The following is a 14,219-nucleotide window of genomic DNA, read 5'->3' as shown; positions in this document are numbered from 1 at the left end:
CATGCGCGTTCCAGTACGGGGCGAAGTCGAATGGGAATTGCCGACTGGGCCGGCGCCGTACTTTCAGGGGCGCATCACGGACATCGACTATGAGTTCGCAGCGCGGTGATCGCGTCCCCGCGCATCGTTGCAGAGCACTGACTGCCGCATTCGGGGCCTTGGGATTCGAAGACGCGCCGAGCCCAAGCTTCTCGTCCGCGGGCCACTCTACCGGGCTACGGCTCCTCGTGCAGCGCCTTGATCGCCGCGATGGCTTCGTGCCTCGCCTCGGCAAGCGCCTGGTCCTCCGAGCGCGCGCCGGTCTGAACGTTCTCTACCGGCATTCGGTCATCGATCTGGAACGACCACGCCCAGCGGTTTTCCGCCTGCCAGGCCTTGATCTCGACTTGATGCCCATGGTGCTCGAAGCTCGTATTGGCCATAAGAGGGATGCTGGTATTCGTCATCGCGATGCACGCGCGTTCGCACACTGTCGGCCTTTGCGTGCATACCGTCTGTTCGGCGTCGCGCTTAGGGCTGCATATGGCATCGGCCGGTGCCATCTTGCTGCCACTTGTGAGCGCTCTTTATCGTCCGTGCGCGGACCGATGGCCGAAGCGACGCATGCGGAGGTCAGCCAGGATCGGCGGCAACGCCAGCATGGCCAAGGTGCAGGCGATCGGAATGGTCGCCGCGAAACCCACAGCCTTGAATGCCATCGCGCCGACGACACCCCCCGCGAAGAACGACGTCAGGATGGCGCAATGAATGAAGAGCTTGTCCCGGTTGGCTTTGACGAAGTGCACGCTGTTGGCCGTCGCGTTGCGGTTCCAGTAGACCAGCCGGCCCAGCTCGATGCCGATGTCCGTGGCGATGCCTGTCATGTGCGTGGTTCGAATCTCGGCGTCGGAGATCTTGGTGATGATCGCGTTCTGCAAGCCCATGATGAAGCACAGCAGCAGTACCGTGGAGGGCACCATCAGATGGGCGAAGGACGCGAGATTTCCGCCCGCCAAGCCGAACAGCAGCAGCAGCGCCGCTTCGACCATCAGGGCCAGCGCATACTTGCTGTGCAGCCCTTGGCGGCGTGCCCAGTTGATCAGGAGCGCCGTGCAGGCCGCCCCGCTCACGAATGTCGCAAGCGCCACCAGGCCTGCGAGCCCCAGTGCCACGCTGCCGATGGCGAAGTTGTCGGCGACCGATGACACTATCCCTGTCATGTGGGAGGTGTAGCGGTGCACGGCGAGAAATCCGCCGGCGTTGATGGCACCCGCAACGACGGCGAGCACGCAGCCCAAGCGGCGATTGGCCGCCTGGGTGCGTCGCCTCCCGACCAGCCCGTACAGGAAGTTTACCCAACGCGCAGTCATGTCGAACGGGTTGTAGTTTCAGAGCAGCGAACCGGTCTGTGCGGCATCGCACCATCCATCCTATCGGTGCCCTGGCGCACCGACAAGTCCGACGCAGGGATCTACAAGGTGATGCAGCACATCTACCAAAGTGAGAGACGAAATGACCCAACGTGACGTCGTGATCTTGGGCGCGGCCCGCTCGGCGATCGGCACCTTCGGTGGTGGTTTGGCCGAGAGTGCGGCATGTGGCTCGACCAGATGGATGTGATCGAAAGCAACGAGGCGTTTGCCGCGCAAGCCATTGCGGTGGCGCGTGGGTTGGAGTTCGGTGGTCAGATCCTGGGTCGTCGCTCGCGGGCGCCAGGCCAGGGTAGTCGGAATACATATGCCGGTCTGTGCGTTGGCGCACCCGATCGCGGTGGGTTCGGACGCCGTCAAGCATGGTGGCGTCGCGAAGCCGGCGTGTGTACGACATCGCACAGACCGTCGAGTTCTTCCGCGATACGCTGAGTCCGTATACACCGGGCCATGCCATGTCTCTCTCCCTCTTTGCCGCCGAATCTCTCGTCCGCGATTTTCTGAACGGACGTGCGCTGCCGACCGCCTTGCATGTCGCCGTGGTGCGGGCGGTGGAAGCAAGGCTCGTGGGTGGGCTGATACCCGTCCTGGACGAGACGTTGTGCCAGGCGATGGATGGTGCCGCGACTGCTCCGCCCCCATGGTCCGTGGAATCGGTCCTTCAAGCTGCTCGGGAGCGCTGCAATCAGCTTCGGAGGGCCTCGGACGCCATGGGCGCGCGGCACGCGACATAGACGAGTCATCAAGTGTGCAAGCACTGGCCAGCCGAAGGAGTGACTGCCATGACCATTTTGCAAAGAACGGTGCTCGCTGCATTGCTCGCGGTTCTCACCAGCGCTTTCGCTCAAGACCAGGCGCTACCGTTGGACCCGTTCAACGCTGCGCCGGATGCGGTCTCGAAGCCCTTGCCGGACGCCAGGTCCGCAGGCGCGAAGCTGGTCTCGACCTATTGCGCTCAGTGCCACGCAGCGCCGACGCCGATACTGCATACCGCCAAGGAATGGTCGAGCGTGGCCCAGCGCATGCACATCCAGATGGACAGCCGCTGGCGGAGTGTCAACACGCCGACCGAACAGGAGATGGACTCGATCGTCGCGTACATGCGGAAGCACGCCCGGCAATAGGCGCCACCCGGAGGTTCTCACGCGCCGCGACATACTGGCCGACGAGGCCAAGTTCAATCGCTTCGAACCTACGGCTGGCAATCGGTGTTCATCGCAGCCGGCGCACCGGTCCTGTTGATCCCGTTCATCCATCATCGGGCGTCGGCCTCGACCCATTCACAAGCGCAGATCGATCTGCAGGTCGTCAGCCCCTGACTGGCGCGACACGGTCGCCTGAACGCTGCCGCCTCTGCGACGCAAACTGAGGTCGATGGCGCCCTGGGGCAAGCGCAAGTCGAGCAGCACGAGCTCATCGATCTCGGCGGGCAGAACCGGTTGCTCAACCACGATGCATCCACGCATGGCGTCTATGTCGATGCCCAGGCAGCTTTGCAGCAGCATGAACACCGACCCGGCGGCCCAGGCCTGAGGCAGGCACGCCACCGGATAGGAGACCGGCGCCTCACCGGTCACCCTTTCGAAACCGCAAAACAGTTCGGGCAGACGCATGCCCATCAAGCTTGCGCATTCGAACATCTCGCTTGTCAATCGCGCCGTGCTGTCCCGCTCGCCGTAGCGCGCCATGCCGGCAGCGCACAACGCCAGATCGTGAGGCCAGACCGACCCGTTGTGGTACGACATGGGGTTGTAGCGGATGGCATTGGATGAGAGCGTGCGCAGTCCCCACCCCGATTCGAGGCCGGCAGCCAGCAGTTGGCGCGCGACAGCCCGCCCGCGCTCTTCGTTCGGCAGTCCCGCGTACAGCAAGTGCCCGGGGTTGGAGGCATAGACGCGACACGGCGCACCGACACCGTCCAGCGCCAGGGCGTAGAACTGCATGTCTTCCTGCCAGAAGCGGGCCTCCACCCGCGCTCTCCAGGCCTCGGCGGCCTCCGCGTAGGGCGCGACTTCCGAGTCGTGCCCCAGCCACTTCGCCAGCAGCGCCATCCCTTGCAGCGCGGCCACTGCGTAGCCCTGAACTTCGACCAGCGCGATGGGCCCTTCGGGCGTGCGGCCGTCTTCGTGGAAGATGGAATCGTGGCTGTCCTTCCAGCCCTGATTGGCCAGGCCGGAAGCCTGCGCACGCGCGTAAGACAGAAATCCGCCGTGCCGAACCGCATTGGCCAGAATCCAGGCGGAGGCTGCCACCAATGCAGGCCACAGCGTCATGATGAAGGACCGGTCCGCGGTACGCCGGGCATAGGCAGCCGCCAACATGACGAACAGCGGCGTCGAATCCACTCCGCCGTAGTAGCGGCCGAAGGGCAGTTCACCCATCGCCGTCATCTCGCCCTTGCGCTGTTCGTGCATGATCTTGCCGGGCTCGGCATCGTGGAAGGCCGACGTTTCCCGAGACTGATGAGCAGCCAGGTAGGCCAGCACGCCACGCGCCAGGGATGGCTTGAGCCACAGGGTCTGCAGCGCCGTGATGATGGCGTCGCGGCCGAAGGGCGTGGAGAACCAGGGGATGCCCGCATAGGGATAAGGCCCCGTCGGCAGGGCGGTGGTCAGCAGCGCGAGATCCGCATCCGAACGATCCAGCCAGGCCTGGAACTGCCGGGCGGGCGTCCGCACGCGCGCACCGCTGCGACGACGCGTGCGCATGCTGCGCCGCGCGGCCGCGCCCGCGGCCCGGAACTGCGCGCGCGTCGGCGCCATCGCGGCAGGTCCGATGTCCACATACAGGACCACATCCTCACGGCCGTTCAGCACAAGGTCGAAACGGGAGCGCCTCTCGTCGATGGACGAGGGCGGCATCGAGAACATCAGGCGGGTCCGCCGCTCCACCCCATCCAGCCCTCGGTATCCGAACTCGATCCCCTTGCCGTGCACCGTGCAAGGCAGGAATTCGCCCCGCCGGGAACGGCGCTCCCCGCGCACCTCGAAGGTGTCGCTGAAATCCGCACCGTAGGCCAAGGTCAGCTGCAGCCGCGTGGCCGCCATGCCGTAGTTTCTCAAGGCGATGCTTTCGCGCAGCAGCCCGTCCCATAGGAGGCGTCGCCGCTCGATGTGCACGACGCCCTGCGGCAAGGATTCGTCACCGAGCGGGGGCAGCGGCCTGTTGGTGGCATGTGCGGTGAAGAACACGTTGTCGCGACTGACTGCGCTGGACAGCAGCGTCGGCCTTTCGCCGCCCAGCAGCAGGGAGAAGCTAGAGAGCAGACGCGTATCTTCCTGAAAGAAGCCATCGCCCGAACCGGAGATGTCGCCATACGTGTCGGCGACCACGAAGCTGTCGCCGTCCTTCAGGACGTAGAGATGATCGGGCGTGCGGGGCACCGATGCGTTCGCCGGGTCGGGCGGAGGATGCGGCACGCCCTGCGGATGGAGCGTGTTCATGCCACTTCGCTTTTTTCCAGGCGGCGGTCGCGAACGAGTTGCCAATAGAGGCGGGCATAGCGTTTCGCCATCGCCTGCGCGGTGAAGCGCTCGTCGAACGCGCGTCGAACGCGTGCGCGCGACAGCTCTGCGATGCCGTGTACGGCCTTCAGGGCTTCAGCCATGTCGTCGACGATGAGGCCCGAAATGCCGTGCTGCACCACCTCCGGGACCGAACCGCAGCGCCAGGCGATGACGGGTGTGCCGCACGCCATGGCCTCGATCATCACCAGGCCAAATGGCTCGGGCCAGTCAATTGGAAACAGCAGCGCCCGCGCGCCGCCCAGGAAGGCGCTCTTCTCGGAATCGCCGATCTCGCCGACGAAGTCGATCAGCGGATGGTCCAGCAGGGGCCGGATGCAAACGTCGAAGTAGACGCGATCCGCCGCATCCACCTTGGCCGCGATCTTCAGAGGCACACCCGCCGCCTTCGCGATCTCGATCGCGCGATCAGGTCGCTTCTCCGGCGAGATACGTCCCAGGAAGGCAAGGTAGCCTCCTTGAGACCGCGGGTTGAACTGGTAGTGATCGGGGAGTACGCCGTGTTGAACAGTGGCGTACCAGTTGGCATCCGGCAGCGGTGCACGCTGGCTGCGCGAGATGGACACCAGGGGGTACGAGGGCCAGCGGGCATAGGCGCCGCGCAAGTCGTCGATGTCGAGCCGACCATGCAGCGTCGTGAGCGTGCGTTCCGGCATGCTCTCGAAAAAGGGAAAGTGGATCAGGTCGACATGAAAGTGGATGACGTCGAATTCGTCGGCGCGCCGCCTCACCTCGTGCATCATGGCGAGGTGGCTGGCCAGGTCCGAGTTCAGGCGGCCGCTGTCCAGGCGCAGCGGGCGGGCGCGGGTCGCGACCAACCTCGCCTTGGTCTGCGTCTCGCCGGCGGCGAACAGCGTGACCTCGTGGCCCTGGTCGACCAGCGCATCCGTGAGATGCGCTACCACCCGCTCCGTACCGCCATACAGTTTCGGTGGCACCGCCTCGAACAGTGGCGCCACCTGTGCAATCCTCATGTCGTTGCTCCGTTGTCTTCGCCTTCGCGCCGCGGCTGGGCCAGGAAGAACCTCAGCATCTCTGTGCTCGCGTCGACACCGGCGGGGTTCGTATAGCTCCCGCGCGGACTTCCGCCCGACCACGCGTGCCGCGCCCCTCGCAGCAGCCAATGCTCCGCCATGCACCGCCCTCCGACATCCGAATAGATCGTACGGGTATAGCGCTGCCCCTCGTTCGAGCACCCTTCGACGATCCGTGCCGTGGGTGCGGTCCCGGTCGCTGCTCGATTCGCGCAGAGAACCGCATCGACGAGCGCCTTGCCGTTGCTCGCGTGCACGGTCGGATCCGCATCTCCGTGAAAGACAATGGTCGGTGGTCTGGAGGCTCTGACTGTCGACCCCCCTGCCGCCACGACGCTGCCGCTGCGCATCGCCGACAGGGCCGTCATGAAGTCCGTCGCCGCGCCCGTCGGCAATCCTGAGTGGACGCCCACGCCGGCGAATACATCGGGGTAGCAGTTTCCAACGATGTCTGCCATGGCGCCGCCAGCCGACAGACCTGCCACGTACACCCGCTCAGGGTCTACGTGATGCTCGGTTGCGATCGAGCGTGTCAATGCCGCCAGCACCGCCGGTTCGCCGTGCCCGCGCGCCTGATGCCCGGGATCGAACCAGTTCCAGCACCTTTGCGCGTTTGCGTGCTGGGACTGTTCCGGGTAGAGAACGACGATACCGAGCTCGCGAGCGAGGGCGTTCATGCCGGTACCCGCCGCGAAGTCGGCCGCGCCCTGCATAGCGCCGTGCAACATCACGACCATCGGCCGGGCTGCGCGCGCGTTCGCCAGTGCCTGGGTCGGCGGAAGGTAGAGCTTGTAGCGCATCGAATACCCTTCGTGCGAAAGACTGTCTTCGAAAAAGCTTCCGCCTCCAAGTTCATGCGGCTCGCGCAGTGGGTTGGCGGGTGCCGCGCCACCCGCGGCGTCGAAGAATTGGATCGTCCAGGGCCATAGGGCCCCAGTGATCAGGTCTTGGAAATGAAGGCTCACTGGTGTCTTTCTGCCATGTCGAACAGGCAAGAGAACGACGATCCGATCCAACCTCCCAGTCCGGGGTCATCCAGACACGCTGCCCCTGGTAGGCGGAGCGCGCGTCCGGCAAATGCGGTTGCTCAAGAGCCCGGAACGCTGTCGGTCGTCGGCACGCGCAGCGGCAGTCGCACGGTGAACTCGCTGCCCCGATCCTTGCCGTCGGAGCGCACCTCGACGAAGCCGTGGTGCGCGTCGACCAGATCCTTGACCAGCGAGAGTCCGACGCCGAATCCTCCTTCCGATTGATGTGGGTTCTCTTGCGTGAACAGCTCGAAAATCACGGGCAGCAGTGAGGGCGGAATGCCAATCCCGTTGTCGCTGACCTTGATCACGGCCTGATCGATTTCTACCGTGCAGTAGAGCCAGATCCGTCCGCCGCGCGGCGTGTACTTGATGGCGTTGTGGAGCAGATTGAACACAATCTGGTGCACGCGCGCCTTGTCGGCGTGCAGGATGACCGGCGCCGGCGGTACCAGGACTTCCAGTACTTGCAGCTTCGAAGCCGCATCCGGAATCACGGCCTCCGCGATCTCCCGGATGTCGATCGTCAAGTCGAAAGCGGTCTTGACGAGCTGCAGCTTCCCCGCGCCAAAGCGGGCAACCTCTGCCAGGTCCTCCATCATCCGTTCCATCTGCGCGACCTGGCGCTTCACGACGTTCAGCGGCATTTCCAGTTCGGGCGTCACCAGGCCGCGCCGATTCAGCAGCTCCGTGACGCTGCGGATGGGCCCAAGCGCATTTCGTACTTCATGCGTCAGGCGGCCGAAAAAGAGGTCCCGGCCATGCAGCGCCTTGTGGGCATGGTCGAGCCGATTCATCGACGTTTCCATCTGGGCCCGCAGGTTGGTCCGATCGCACATGGTCTTGGCAAAGCCAACGTGTCGATCACCGTCGCGCAACGCGACAAGCGTGCCCGCGACCCAGATGCGCTGCCCATCCTGGCGCAGGTGCCACCGATCGTCCTCGGAATTGCCGATCGCCAGCGCAACTGCCCGCTCCATTTCCGCCAGGCCCAGTGCCAGATCCTCCGGGACAAAGATGATGTCCAGGGGTTTGCCCACCACTTCTTCTTCGGCGTAGCCGAACATCGCCTCGGCTGCGCCGCGCCAGCCGGTGATGTGTCCGGCCGCGTCCAGCAATACGAACGCCTGATCGGGCGCTTGCTGCCATAGCAGCTCGAGCGCTCGTTCGGGCGTGACGCTCGAATGGATGGCGTGATCGTGGGGCATGGCTTTCATCTAGTCCAGCGCCTTGCGCGGAAGCTTGATGGTGAAGACACACCCCGTGCCAGGAAGATCCCGAACGGTCAGGACGCCTCCGCCGGCCTCCACGCTTCGTCGCGCGATGGAAAGGCCGAGTCCGAGCCCGCTCTTGTTGTCACCGACTTGAACGAAGGGCTGGAAGATGCGCGAGGTCGCTCCTGGCGGGAGTCCTCCGCAGTGGTCCTGGACGTCGATCAAGACATAGTCTCCTTCGGCGTAGGCGCTCAGTGTGACCTCGGTATGGGCCTGGGTGAACTTGAAGGCGTTCTGCAGCAAGTTCACCAAGGCCGCCACGAGACGCTCCCGATCGCCGGAGATGCCCAGCGTGGCATCGACGTCGAGGACCGAGAGTGCGCATCCCTTGGCGCTTGCGTCGAGCGATGCGGCATGCCTGGCCTCCGCGACGAACGACGCGACCGGGAAGGCCGCCTCCTGAGGCGCTTCGACCGTGCCCCGGACCTGGGACAGCGACAGGTTGAGCAGGGCCGCCAACGAAGTCAGGCTCCTTTTCAACACGGTGCTGGTTGCACCGCCGATCGGAACCTTTCCCGATTCCAGGGCCGTGAAAGCCAGCGTTGCGGTGTGCAGGTAATTCCGTAGCTCGTGCACCAGCACGCCCAGGCGTTCGTTCTCGTCGGCGGTCTGCTGAAGCGCGACGCTGGCGTCCCGCCAGACGCCAAACTCCGTGACCGCATCGGCGATCGCGTTGTCGAGGCAACGATTCAGCGTGCGGAACTCGTCGACGGAGAATGGGGCATCGCGCTCCACCGCGAGGTCCGTGATGGCCTGGCAAAGGTCGCCGTAGTCGTGCACCACCTGGTCGACGGAAAAGCCGAGCTCCAGGAGCTCCTTGCCGTGCGCAGCGGCGCTTCGGCCCATTTCGGACAAGTCAGATGCGTCACCGCCAGCGGCACCTGAAATCCTGAAGCTTTCGTCGACCTCGCCGTTCTCCTGTGCTTCCAGCGTTCTCATCAACTGGTCCAGGAAAATCGGCACGCCGTGGACGAGCTGCGCGGCCGTCGCGGCTCGCCGGGGCCGCTGAGCGACCTTCGCCTTGCACCGTTCAATGAGCTCGTCGCGATTGTTGTAGAGGAATCGATGCATGGTGGTCCTCCGTCAGTAGTCCCGTTTCGACGAAGTCGAAGCACTCGGGGCAAATTCGGCATCTCCTGCACATCGGTGAGGTTCAGCCAGGCTCACATCATGCGCTCTGCGGGCGCTGTCGAACATGAAGCCGCCGAGGACCCGTCTGCCGGGCCGGACATTGCCATCCCGCGATAGTGGTTTCTGCTTGCCCCTTCGAGACGGCACGCAAACGCGCGCCCGGACAACTCAGTCACGCGCCGAGCGCAGGCGGGTAGAGAACTCGCGCAGCCGTGCGATGCCGCTTGCTTCCGCGCGAGCGCACCAGGCGCGAAGATCGACGACGAGTTGTTCGCGCGACTGGGAGGTGTCGAGCCACAGTTGGCGCAGTTCCTCGCGCATGGTCACCATCTTGTCGAGCACCGGGTGGTCGGCGCGGGCTTGCATCAGGTTCGAACGCGCGGCCGCAGGCACGTTGGCCTCGTCGCGGAGCAGCCAGCGCCTTGCTGCCTTGAGCTGCGACAGATTGGCCCCCCTGGCCCGGAGTTGCGCAAGTTCGTCCCGGGTGGTGCGGCGAATTTCGCGTGCGAAGGTGGCCATCACCTCGTAGCGATTGGCAATCACCGCCTCGAGCGTCCTGGCATCCGCCACAGGCTGAGGGTCGCCGATCTGCAGCTTCGGCGGCAGCTTCCTGACCTTGGCCCAGCCGACTTTCTGCATCAGGCTGATGTAGATCCAGCCGACGTCGATTTCGTACTTCTTGACCGAGAACTTCGCCGAAGTCGGATACGTGTGGTGGTTGTTGTGCAGCTCTTCGCCGCCAATGATCAGGCCCCAGGGCGACACGTTGCGGCTGGCGTCCGGCGCCTCGAAGTTGCGATAGCCCCAGAAATGGCCGAGGCCATTGACCACGCCTGCCGCCCAGAAGGGAATCCATAGCATCTGGACCGCCCAGACGGCCAGGCCCAGGCCGCCGAACAGGGCAAGGTTGAGGATCAGCATCAGGCCGACGCCCTGCCAACTGAAGCGCGAGTACAGGTTGCGCTCGAGCCAGTCGTCGGGCGTGCCGTGGCCGAAACGCTCCATCGTTTCCTTGTTCTTCGCTTCGTTGCGGTACAGCTCGGCGCCGCGCCACAGGACTTCGCCGATGCCCCTGACCTGCGGGCTGTGCGGGTCGTCCACCGTCTCGCACCTGGCGTGGTGTTTGCGGTGGATGGCCACCCATTCCTTGGTCACCATGCCGGTTGCCAGCCAGAGCCAGAGGCGGAAGAAGTGCGAGGGCACCGGGCTCAGTTCCATGGCGCGGTGCGTTTGCGTCCGGTGCAGGAAGATCGTGACTGCCGCGATCGTGACGTGCGTGGTGACAAGCGTGTACAGCACGACCTGCCACCACGTCGCGACCCATAGGCCGTTTCCGAGCCAGTCAATGGCCGCGTTCGGCACGGCGGAGGGGAGATGCAACATGTGTGGAGATACGTTGGACGGATCAGGAGATACCTCCAAGAGGCCCATGAACGCAAGCCGAACCGCAGAATCGTTGTAGGTGGGGCGCTGGGTTTGTCTCAGGAGCGCTTTGCCGACCGGTGGGCGCCCGCGGCGCCTACATCGCCGTGGCGCATTCGATCCCAAGCTGGTGCACCCGCGTTGCGGCCGCACAGCAGCAATGTGCATTTCCAGGAGCTTTCATGACCGGTCCGCGCATTGCGCAATCCAAGGCTTCATTCGCGGGGAGCGCCATGGACAGGGAGGAGGTCGTCGATGTGCTCAACAATCTGCTGGTGATGACGCGCGCCGGCCGCAGCGGGTTCGTCGCCTGCGCTGGGGCCGTTCAGGCGACGCGTTCGTTGAAGGACATCCTGCTCAGCCGTGCACAAGGCTTTCGGCGGGCCGAGGCGCAGTTGGTGGCCATGATCCGGACCTACGGCGTGGAGCCCACCCGGCGGGGTACAGGCAGCGGCGGCCTGCTGCGAGGCTGGCGGCCCCTGAGGGGCAGTTCAGGCGCCCACAGCGACGCGTCGATTCTCCAAGCGTGCGAGCGCGGTGAGGATGCTGCCGTCGTGCGGTACCGTCACGCGCTGGGGGAACAGCTGCCCGTGGAAGTGCGCGATCTCGTGCAGCGCCAGTTCGAGGGCATGCAGCGCCATCACGCCAGGATCCGGGGCCTGCGCGATACAGCCGGTTCGCGCCGTGCTGGAGCGCGCAGCTTCGATCCCGGCGCAGTGATGCCCGACGCACAACAATCGAAACGAAGAAGGACGGAACCGTGCGGCTAGGCGTTGACGCCATCCGGGGCCTGCCCGGCCAGGTGCGGGCAGACCGCGGCCGCCGGCGAGGACTTCGGGTCGCCGATGAAGGTCCGCGCCGACCACAGTTCCGGAAAGGGAATCTCCTCCATCGTCGGCTTGAGCCACGCGACACCCTCGGTGCCGAAGTAGGCCGGCCGGGTGCCGAAGGTGCGGCGCGTCGCCATCAGGTGGCGGTGCTTCCACTGCATGAAGCCCTCCGCGATGTCGGCCAGCGTTTCGCCCAGCTGCTGCAGCTCGATGCGGGCGTCCGGGTCGACGTAGATGTCACGCCAGACCTGCTCCACGGCCTGGCTGGGGCTGTAGGGCGCGCGCAGGTCGCGCGCGAGCACGGAAGGCGGCACGTCCAGGCCGATGCGCGCGAGGTAGGCCAGCACGTCGTCGTAGAGGCTGGGCTCGGACAGCGCCTTGTCCAGTTGCGCCCAGCGCTGCGGCTGCGGCACGAAGTGCTGCAGATGCTCCGCCTGCTTGATGCCCAGCAGATAGACCATGTGGCGGTAGGTCCACCCCTGGAGCGCCGTGTCCTTGCCATAGGTGGGCCCCACGCGCGACAGCATGGCCAGCAGGTCGTTCGGCGTCATCCACGCGAGCGAGCGCCAGATCGCGTCCAGCGGCGCATGGTGAGCGACGACACGCTGCAGCGTGCGCTGGGCCTGCACGAGGTCGTTGGCGCGCAGGCAGGCCTGGGCCGTCTGGATCTCCTTGATGATCAGCATCCAATAGAGTTCGGAAACCTGGGCGTGGACGATCCAGGCATGCTCGCCGGGGTGATCGCTGACCGGGCGCTGCAGGGAGTGCAGCGCCTCCGTCTGCAGCCATTGGCTGTAGGGCGTCTTGCCGGCCGCCGTGCTCTCGTGGGTCGGGGGGGTCTTGCTCATCGTGTGCTCCTGGTCGTAGGGATGTTCGTCACGCGGCGGCCGCCGCGCATTCGGTGATGCCGCGCATGTAGGTCGACGGCGGCATCGAGTTCACCGAGGCCTGGATGGCCTCCCTGCACAGCGAGGGACGCTGCACCAGCGTCTCGAAGTAGCGCCCGACCTGTGCGAGCCCGCTCCACATCGAGGACAGCCCGAGGTAGTTCAGGCGGACCAGGTTGACGCCCCAGAGCACGTCGGCGAGCGAAAAGGGATGGCCGTGCAGGCACGAGAAGGACTGCGCCGCCAGGTCGCGCTCGAGGTCCTTCAGCAAATCGCCGACCTGATCGCGGGCGGCACGCTGGAACGCGGCGTCATGGCGCACGCGCCTGCCGCCGCTCTCCTTCACGATCTTGGCGCGATACGCCGCCACCAGTTCCGGCGCATCGGTGTTGGCCGCGATCAGCTGTTCCAGCGCCATGATCTTGTGCTCGTAGACGGTGGCCATCACCAGCTTGAGCGCGCCGGGCCGCAGGTCGGCATCCGGATGGAAGCCGTACAGCAGCGCGCCGTTCGGGATCGTGTCGACGATGCCGACTTGGCGCATCACCTCGGCGTGCGCCGCCGGGTCGTCCGGCACCAGCTGCAGCGGCTGGCGCGACACGGCGTCGAGATAGCCGCAGATCCGGCGCGAATCGGCGACCACCCGGCCGGCCTCGTGGTCCACGAGCAGGGGCACCACGCAGGGATCGAAGCCTTCCGTCTCCACCGAGGTCCGGCCGCTGTAGCCGCTCACGTAGCCCCGGCCCGACGCGGGCGCCGCGAGCAGCCGGAGGCGCACGTAGGCAGGGCTGTAGTGCTCCGCCGGAACCACGCCGTCCGGGCCCATCGAGCTGAGGATCAGCATGTCGTTGGAGCGATAGGGCAGCCGCTTCTCGGACAGCACCGTGCGCACCTTCTGCGAGCACAGTGAGCTCGCGGCGTGGAACAGCTCGAAGCGCGGGTGGGCCCTGGCGCCGACGATGGTGCTGCGGCTCGGGTCCAGCATGGCCACGCGGGCATCGGCGGCCATCTTCATCAAGGGGGTATGGGTCGTCATCACATTCCTCTTCTCGGCCTGCGCGGCAGGCCCACCGGCGCTCAATGAACGGGTTCGCTTTCAAGCTGCTGAACGCGAACCGATCGTAGGAACCGGCCGGTGGTCTGAGAAGATGGCAAAGCCGGGACGCACGGTCCCGGATTTCCGAACGATCCTGCCGCTCGCCGCCGGGGCGCACCCGGCGGACAGGGTCACTTCACGGGAATGAAGAAATCGGCGCCCTTGTTCTTCACCAGCATGACCACGAACTTCGCGGGCCGGGTCTTGCTGGCATTGCGGCCGACCGTGTGCACGTCCTCCGGCCCTTCATAGAAGGTATCGCCGGCCTTGAGCGTCACCTCCTTGCCGCCCTTCACGCCCATCACGATCGAACCCTGGAGCACGTAGACGAAGGCATGTGCATCGTGGCGGTGGATGGGGTCCGCGGCGCCCGGCGCGTAGTCCACCGTGATCATCAGGACTTCCTTGCCGGGAATGTCCGCGAGCGCCTTGGTCATCAGCTCCTTGACGACGACCTCGTGCGCCGCCTGTGCGCCTTTGGCCGGTTGCGCGCTGGCGTGCAGCGCCGTCGCCGCGAGCGGCGCGATCAGCAGCGCCGCCATGATGTGTCTTGCAATTCTCGTCATGGATTCACCTCTCTCGTG

Annotated in this window: 15 protein-coding genes; 4 read left to right on the top strand and 11 right to left on the bottom strand. The window is 65.6% G+C overall.

The window, feature by feature from the left end; genetic code table 11:
• Nucleotide 1: 1 nt before the first annotated feature.
• The gene (locus A8M77_RS37485) at nucleotides 2-109 is read left to right on the top strand and encodes a DUF6920 family protein (protein ID WP_443272385.1); all 108 of its coding nucleotides are present in this window, start codon (nucleotides 2-4) and stop codon (nucleotides 107-109) included.
• A 106-nt stretch (nucleotides 110-215) separates the two neighbouring features.
• On the opposite strand, the gene A8M77_RS24525 is transcribed toward A8M77_RS37485, so the two are convergent.
• Both A8M77_RS24525 and A8M77_RS24520 read right to left on the bottom strand, forming a co-directional pair.
• Nucleotides 216-422, bottom strand: coding sequence for a hypothetical protein (locus A8M77_RS24525; RefSeq protein WP_086924127.1), 207 nt, complete (start codon nucleotides 420-422; stop codon nucleotides 216-218).
• Nucleotides 423-566: 144 nt separating this feature from the next.
• A complete protein-coding gene (locus A8M77_RS24520; protein ID WP_086924126.1) occupies nucleotides 567-1,349 on the bottom strand; it encodes a YoaK family protein in 783 nt (260 codons plus the stop codon).
• 446 nt (nucleotides 1,350-1,795) lie between these two features.
• Between A8M77_RS24520 and A8M77_RS24510 the strand changes: the two genes are divergently transcribed.
• Nucleotides 1,796-2,143, top strand: coding sequence for a hypothetical protein (locus A8M77_RS24510; protein WP_143694750.1), 348 nt, complete (start codon nucleotides 1,796-1,798; stop codon nucleotides 2,141-2,143).
• A gap of 48 nt (nucleotides 2,144-2,191) precedes the next feature.
• Nucleotides 2,192-2,533, top strand: a complete 342-nt coding sequence (locus tag A8M77_RS24505; protein ID WP_086924123.1) for a hypothetical protein — start codon at nucleotides 2,192-2,194, stop codon at nucleotides 2,531-2,533.
• A 156-nt stretch (nucleotides 2,534-2,689) separates the two neighbouring features.
• On the opposite strand, the gene A8M77_RS24500 is transcribed toward A8M77_RS24505, so the two are convergent.
• From A8M77_RS24500 to A8M77_RS24475, 6 genes are all read right to left on the bottom strand, one after another.
• Entirely contained in the window at nucleotides 2,690-4,852 is a 2,163-nt protein-coding gene (locus A8M77_RS24500; protein WP_086924122.1) for an amylo-alpha-1,6-glucosidase, read from the bottom strand.
• On the bottom strand, nucleotides 4,849-5,907 hold the full coding sequence (locus A8M77_RS24495; protein WP_086924121.1) for a glycosyltransferase family 4 protein: 1,059 nt from the start codon (nucleotides 5,905-5,907) through the stop codon (nucleotides 4,849-4,851). Before A8M77_RS24495 ends, A8M77_RS24500 begins: the two co-directional genes overlap by 4 nt.
• A complete protein-coding gene (locus tag A8M77_RS24490) occupies nucleotides 5,904-6,932 on the bottom strand; it encodes an extracellular catalytic domain type 1 short-chain-length polyhydroxyalkanoate depolymerase (RefSeq protein WP_238136954.1) in 1,029 nt (342 codons plus the stop codon). Before A8M77_RS24490 ends, A8M77_RS24495 begins: the two co-directional genes overlap by 4 nt.
• 122 nt (nucleotides 6,933-7,054) lie before the next feature.
• Nucleotides 7,055-8,212 (bottom strand): PAS domain-containing sensor histidine kinase, encoded by a 1,158-nt coding sequence (locus A8M77_RS24485; protein ID WP_086924120.1) that lies wholly within the window; start codon nucleotides 8,210-8,212, stop codon nucleotides 7,055-7,057.
• Complete coding sequence (locus A8M77_RS24480) at nucleotides 8,213-9,340, bottom strand: sensor histidine kinase (RefSeq protein ID WP_086924119.1); 1,128 nt, start codon at nucleotides 9,338-9,340, stop codon at nucleotides 8,213-8,215.
• A gap of 228 nt (nucleotides 9,341-9,568) precedes the next feature.
• A complete protein-coding gene (locus A8M77_RS24475; protein ID WP_086924118.1) occupies nucleotides 9,569-10,783 on the bottom strand; it encodes a DesA family fatty acid desaturase in 1,215 nt (404 codons plus the stop codon).
• Between the two features lie 221 nt (nucleotides 10,784-11,004).
• Between A8M77_RS24475 and A8M77_RS24470 the strand changes: the two genes are divergently transcribed.
• The gene (locus tag A8M77_RS24470; RefSeq protein WP_086924117.1) at nucleotides 11,005-11,592 is read left to right on the top strand and encodes a PA2169 family four-helix-bundle protein; all 588 of its coding nucleotides are present in this window, start codon (nucleotides 11,005-11,007) and stop codon (nucleotides 11,590-11,592) included.
• On the opposite strand, the gene A8M77_RS24465 is transcribed toward A8M77_RS24470, so the two are convergent.
• The 3 genes from A8M77_RS24465 to A8M77_RS24455 all read right to left on the bottom strand — a co-directional run bounded on the left by A8M77_RS24465 (nucleotide 11,589) and on the right by A8M77_RS24455 (nucleotide 14,201).
• The gene (locus tag A8M77_RS24465; protein ID WP_086924116.1) at nucleotides 11,589-12,500 is read right to left on the bottom strand and encodes a tryptophan 2,3-dioxygenase; all 912 of its coding nucleotides are present in this window, start codon (nucleotides 12,498-12,500) and stop codon (nucleotides 11,589-11,591) included. The genes A8M77_RS24470 and A8M77_RS24465 overlap by 4 nt on opposite strands.
• A 28-nt stretch (nucleotides 12,501-12,528) precedes the next feature.
• Nucleotides 12,529-13,575 carry a glutathione S-transferase family protein gene (locus A8M77_RS24460; RefSeq protein ID WP_086924115.1) on the bottom strand — a complete coding sequence of 349 codons (1,047 nt, stop codon included), beginning with the start codon at nucleotides 13,573-13,575 and terminating at the stop codon, nucleotides 12,529-12,531.
• A 191-nt stretch (nucleotides 13,576-13,766) separates the two neighbouring features.
• Complete coding sequence (locus A8M77_RS24455) at nucleotides 13,767-14,201, bottom strand: cupin domain-containing protein (protein ID WP_086924114.1); 435 nt, start codon at nucleotides 14,199-14,201, stop codon at nucleotides 13,767-13,769.
• Nucleotides 14,202-14,219 lie beyond the last annotated feature (18 nt).

This window comes from Variovorax sp. JS1663 (assembly GCF_002157355.1).
Classification (GTDB): domain Bacteria; phylum Pseudomonadota; class Gammaproteobacteria; order Burkholderiales; family Burkholderiaceae_C; genus Variovorax.
This window is presented reverse-complemented; position numbering and strand designations above follow the sequence as displayed.

Bases quoted from the DNA above. Each gene is read 5' to 3' on its own strand.
- A8M77_RS37485 (WP_443272385.1), top strand. From the start codon at position 2: ATGCGCGTTCCAGTACGGGGCGAAGTCGAATGGGAATTGCCGACTGGG.
- A8M77_RS24525 (WP_086924127.1), bottom strand. From the start codon at position 422: ATGGCCAATACGAGCTTCGAGCACCATGGGCATCAAGTCGAGATCAAG.
- A8M77_RS24520 (WP_086924126.1), bottom strand. From the start codon at position 1,349: ATGACTGCGCGTTGGGTAAACTTCCTGTACGGGCTGGTCGGGAGGCGA.
- A8M77_RS24505 (WP_086924123.1), top strand. From the start codon at position 2,192: ATGACCATTTTGCAAAGAACGGTGCTCGCTGCATTGCTCGCGGTTCTC.
- A8M77_RS24500 (WP_086924122.1), bottom strand. From the start codon at position 4,852: ATGAACACGCTCCATCCGCAGGGCGTGCCGCATCCTCCGCCCGACCCG.
- A8M77_RS24495 (WP_086924121.1), bottom strand. From the start codon at position 5,907: ATGAGGATTGCACAGGTGGCGCCACTGTTCGAGGCGGTGCCACCGAAA.
- A8M77_RS24485 (WP_086924120.1), bottom strand. From the start codon at position 8,212: ATGAAAGCCATGCCCCACGATCACGCCATCCATTCGAGCGTCACGCCC.
- A8M77_RS24480 (WP_086924119.1), bottom strand. From the start codon at position 9,340: ATGCATCGATTCCTCTACAACAATCGCGACGAGCTCATTGAACGGTGC.
- A8M77_RS24475 (WP_086924118.1), bottom strand. From the start codon at position 10,783: ATGTTGCATCTCCCCTCCGCCGTGCCGAACGCGGCCATTGACTGGCTC.
- A8M77_RS24470 (WP_086924117.1), top strand. From the start codon at position 11,005: ATGACCGGTCCGCGCATTGCGCAATCCAAGGCTTCATTCGCGGGGAGC.
- A8M77_RS24465 (WP_086924116.1), bottom strand. From the start codon at position 12,500: ATGAGCAAGACCCCCCCGACCCACGAGAGCACGGCGGCCGGCAAGACG.
- A8M77_RS24460 (WP_086924115.1), bottom strand. From the start codon at position 13,575: ATGACGACCCATACCCCCTTGATGAAGATGGCCGCCGATGCCCGCGTG.
- A8M77_RS24455 (WP_086924114.1), bottom strand. From the start codon at position 14,201: ATGACGAGAATTGCAAGACACATCATGGCGGCGCTGCTGATCGCGCCG.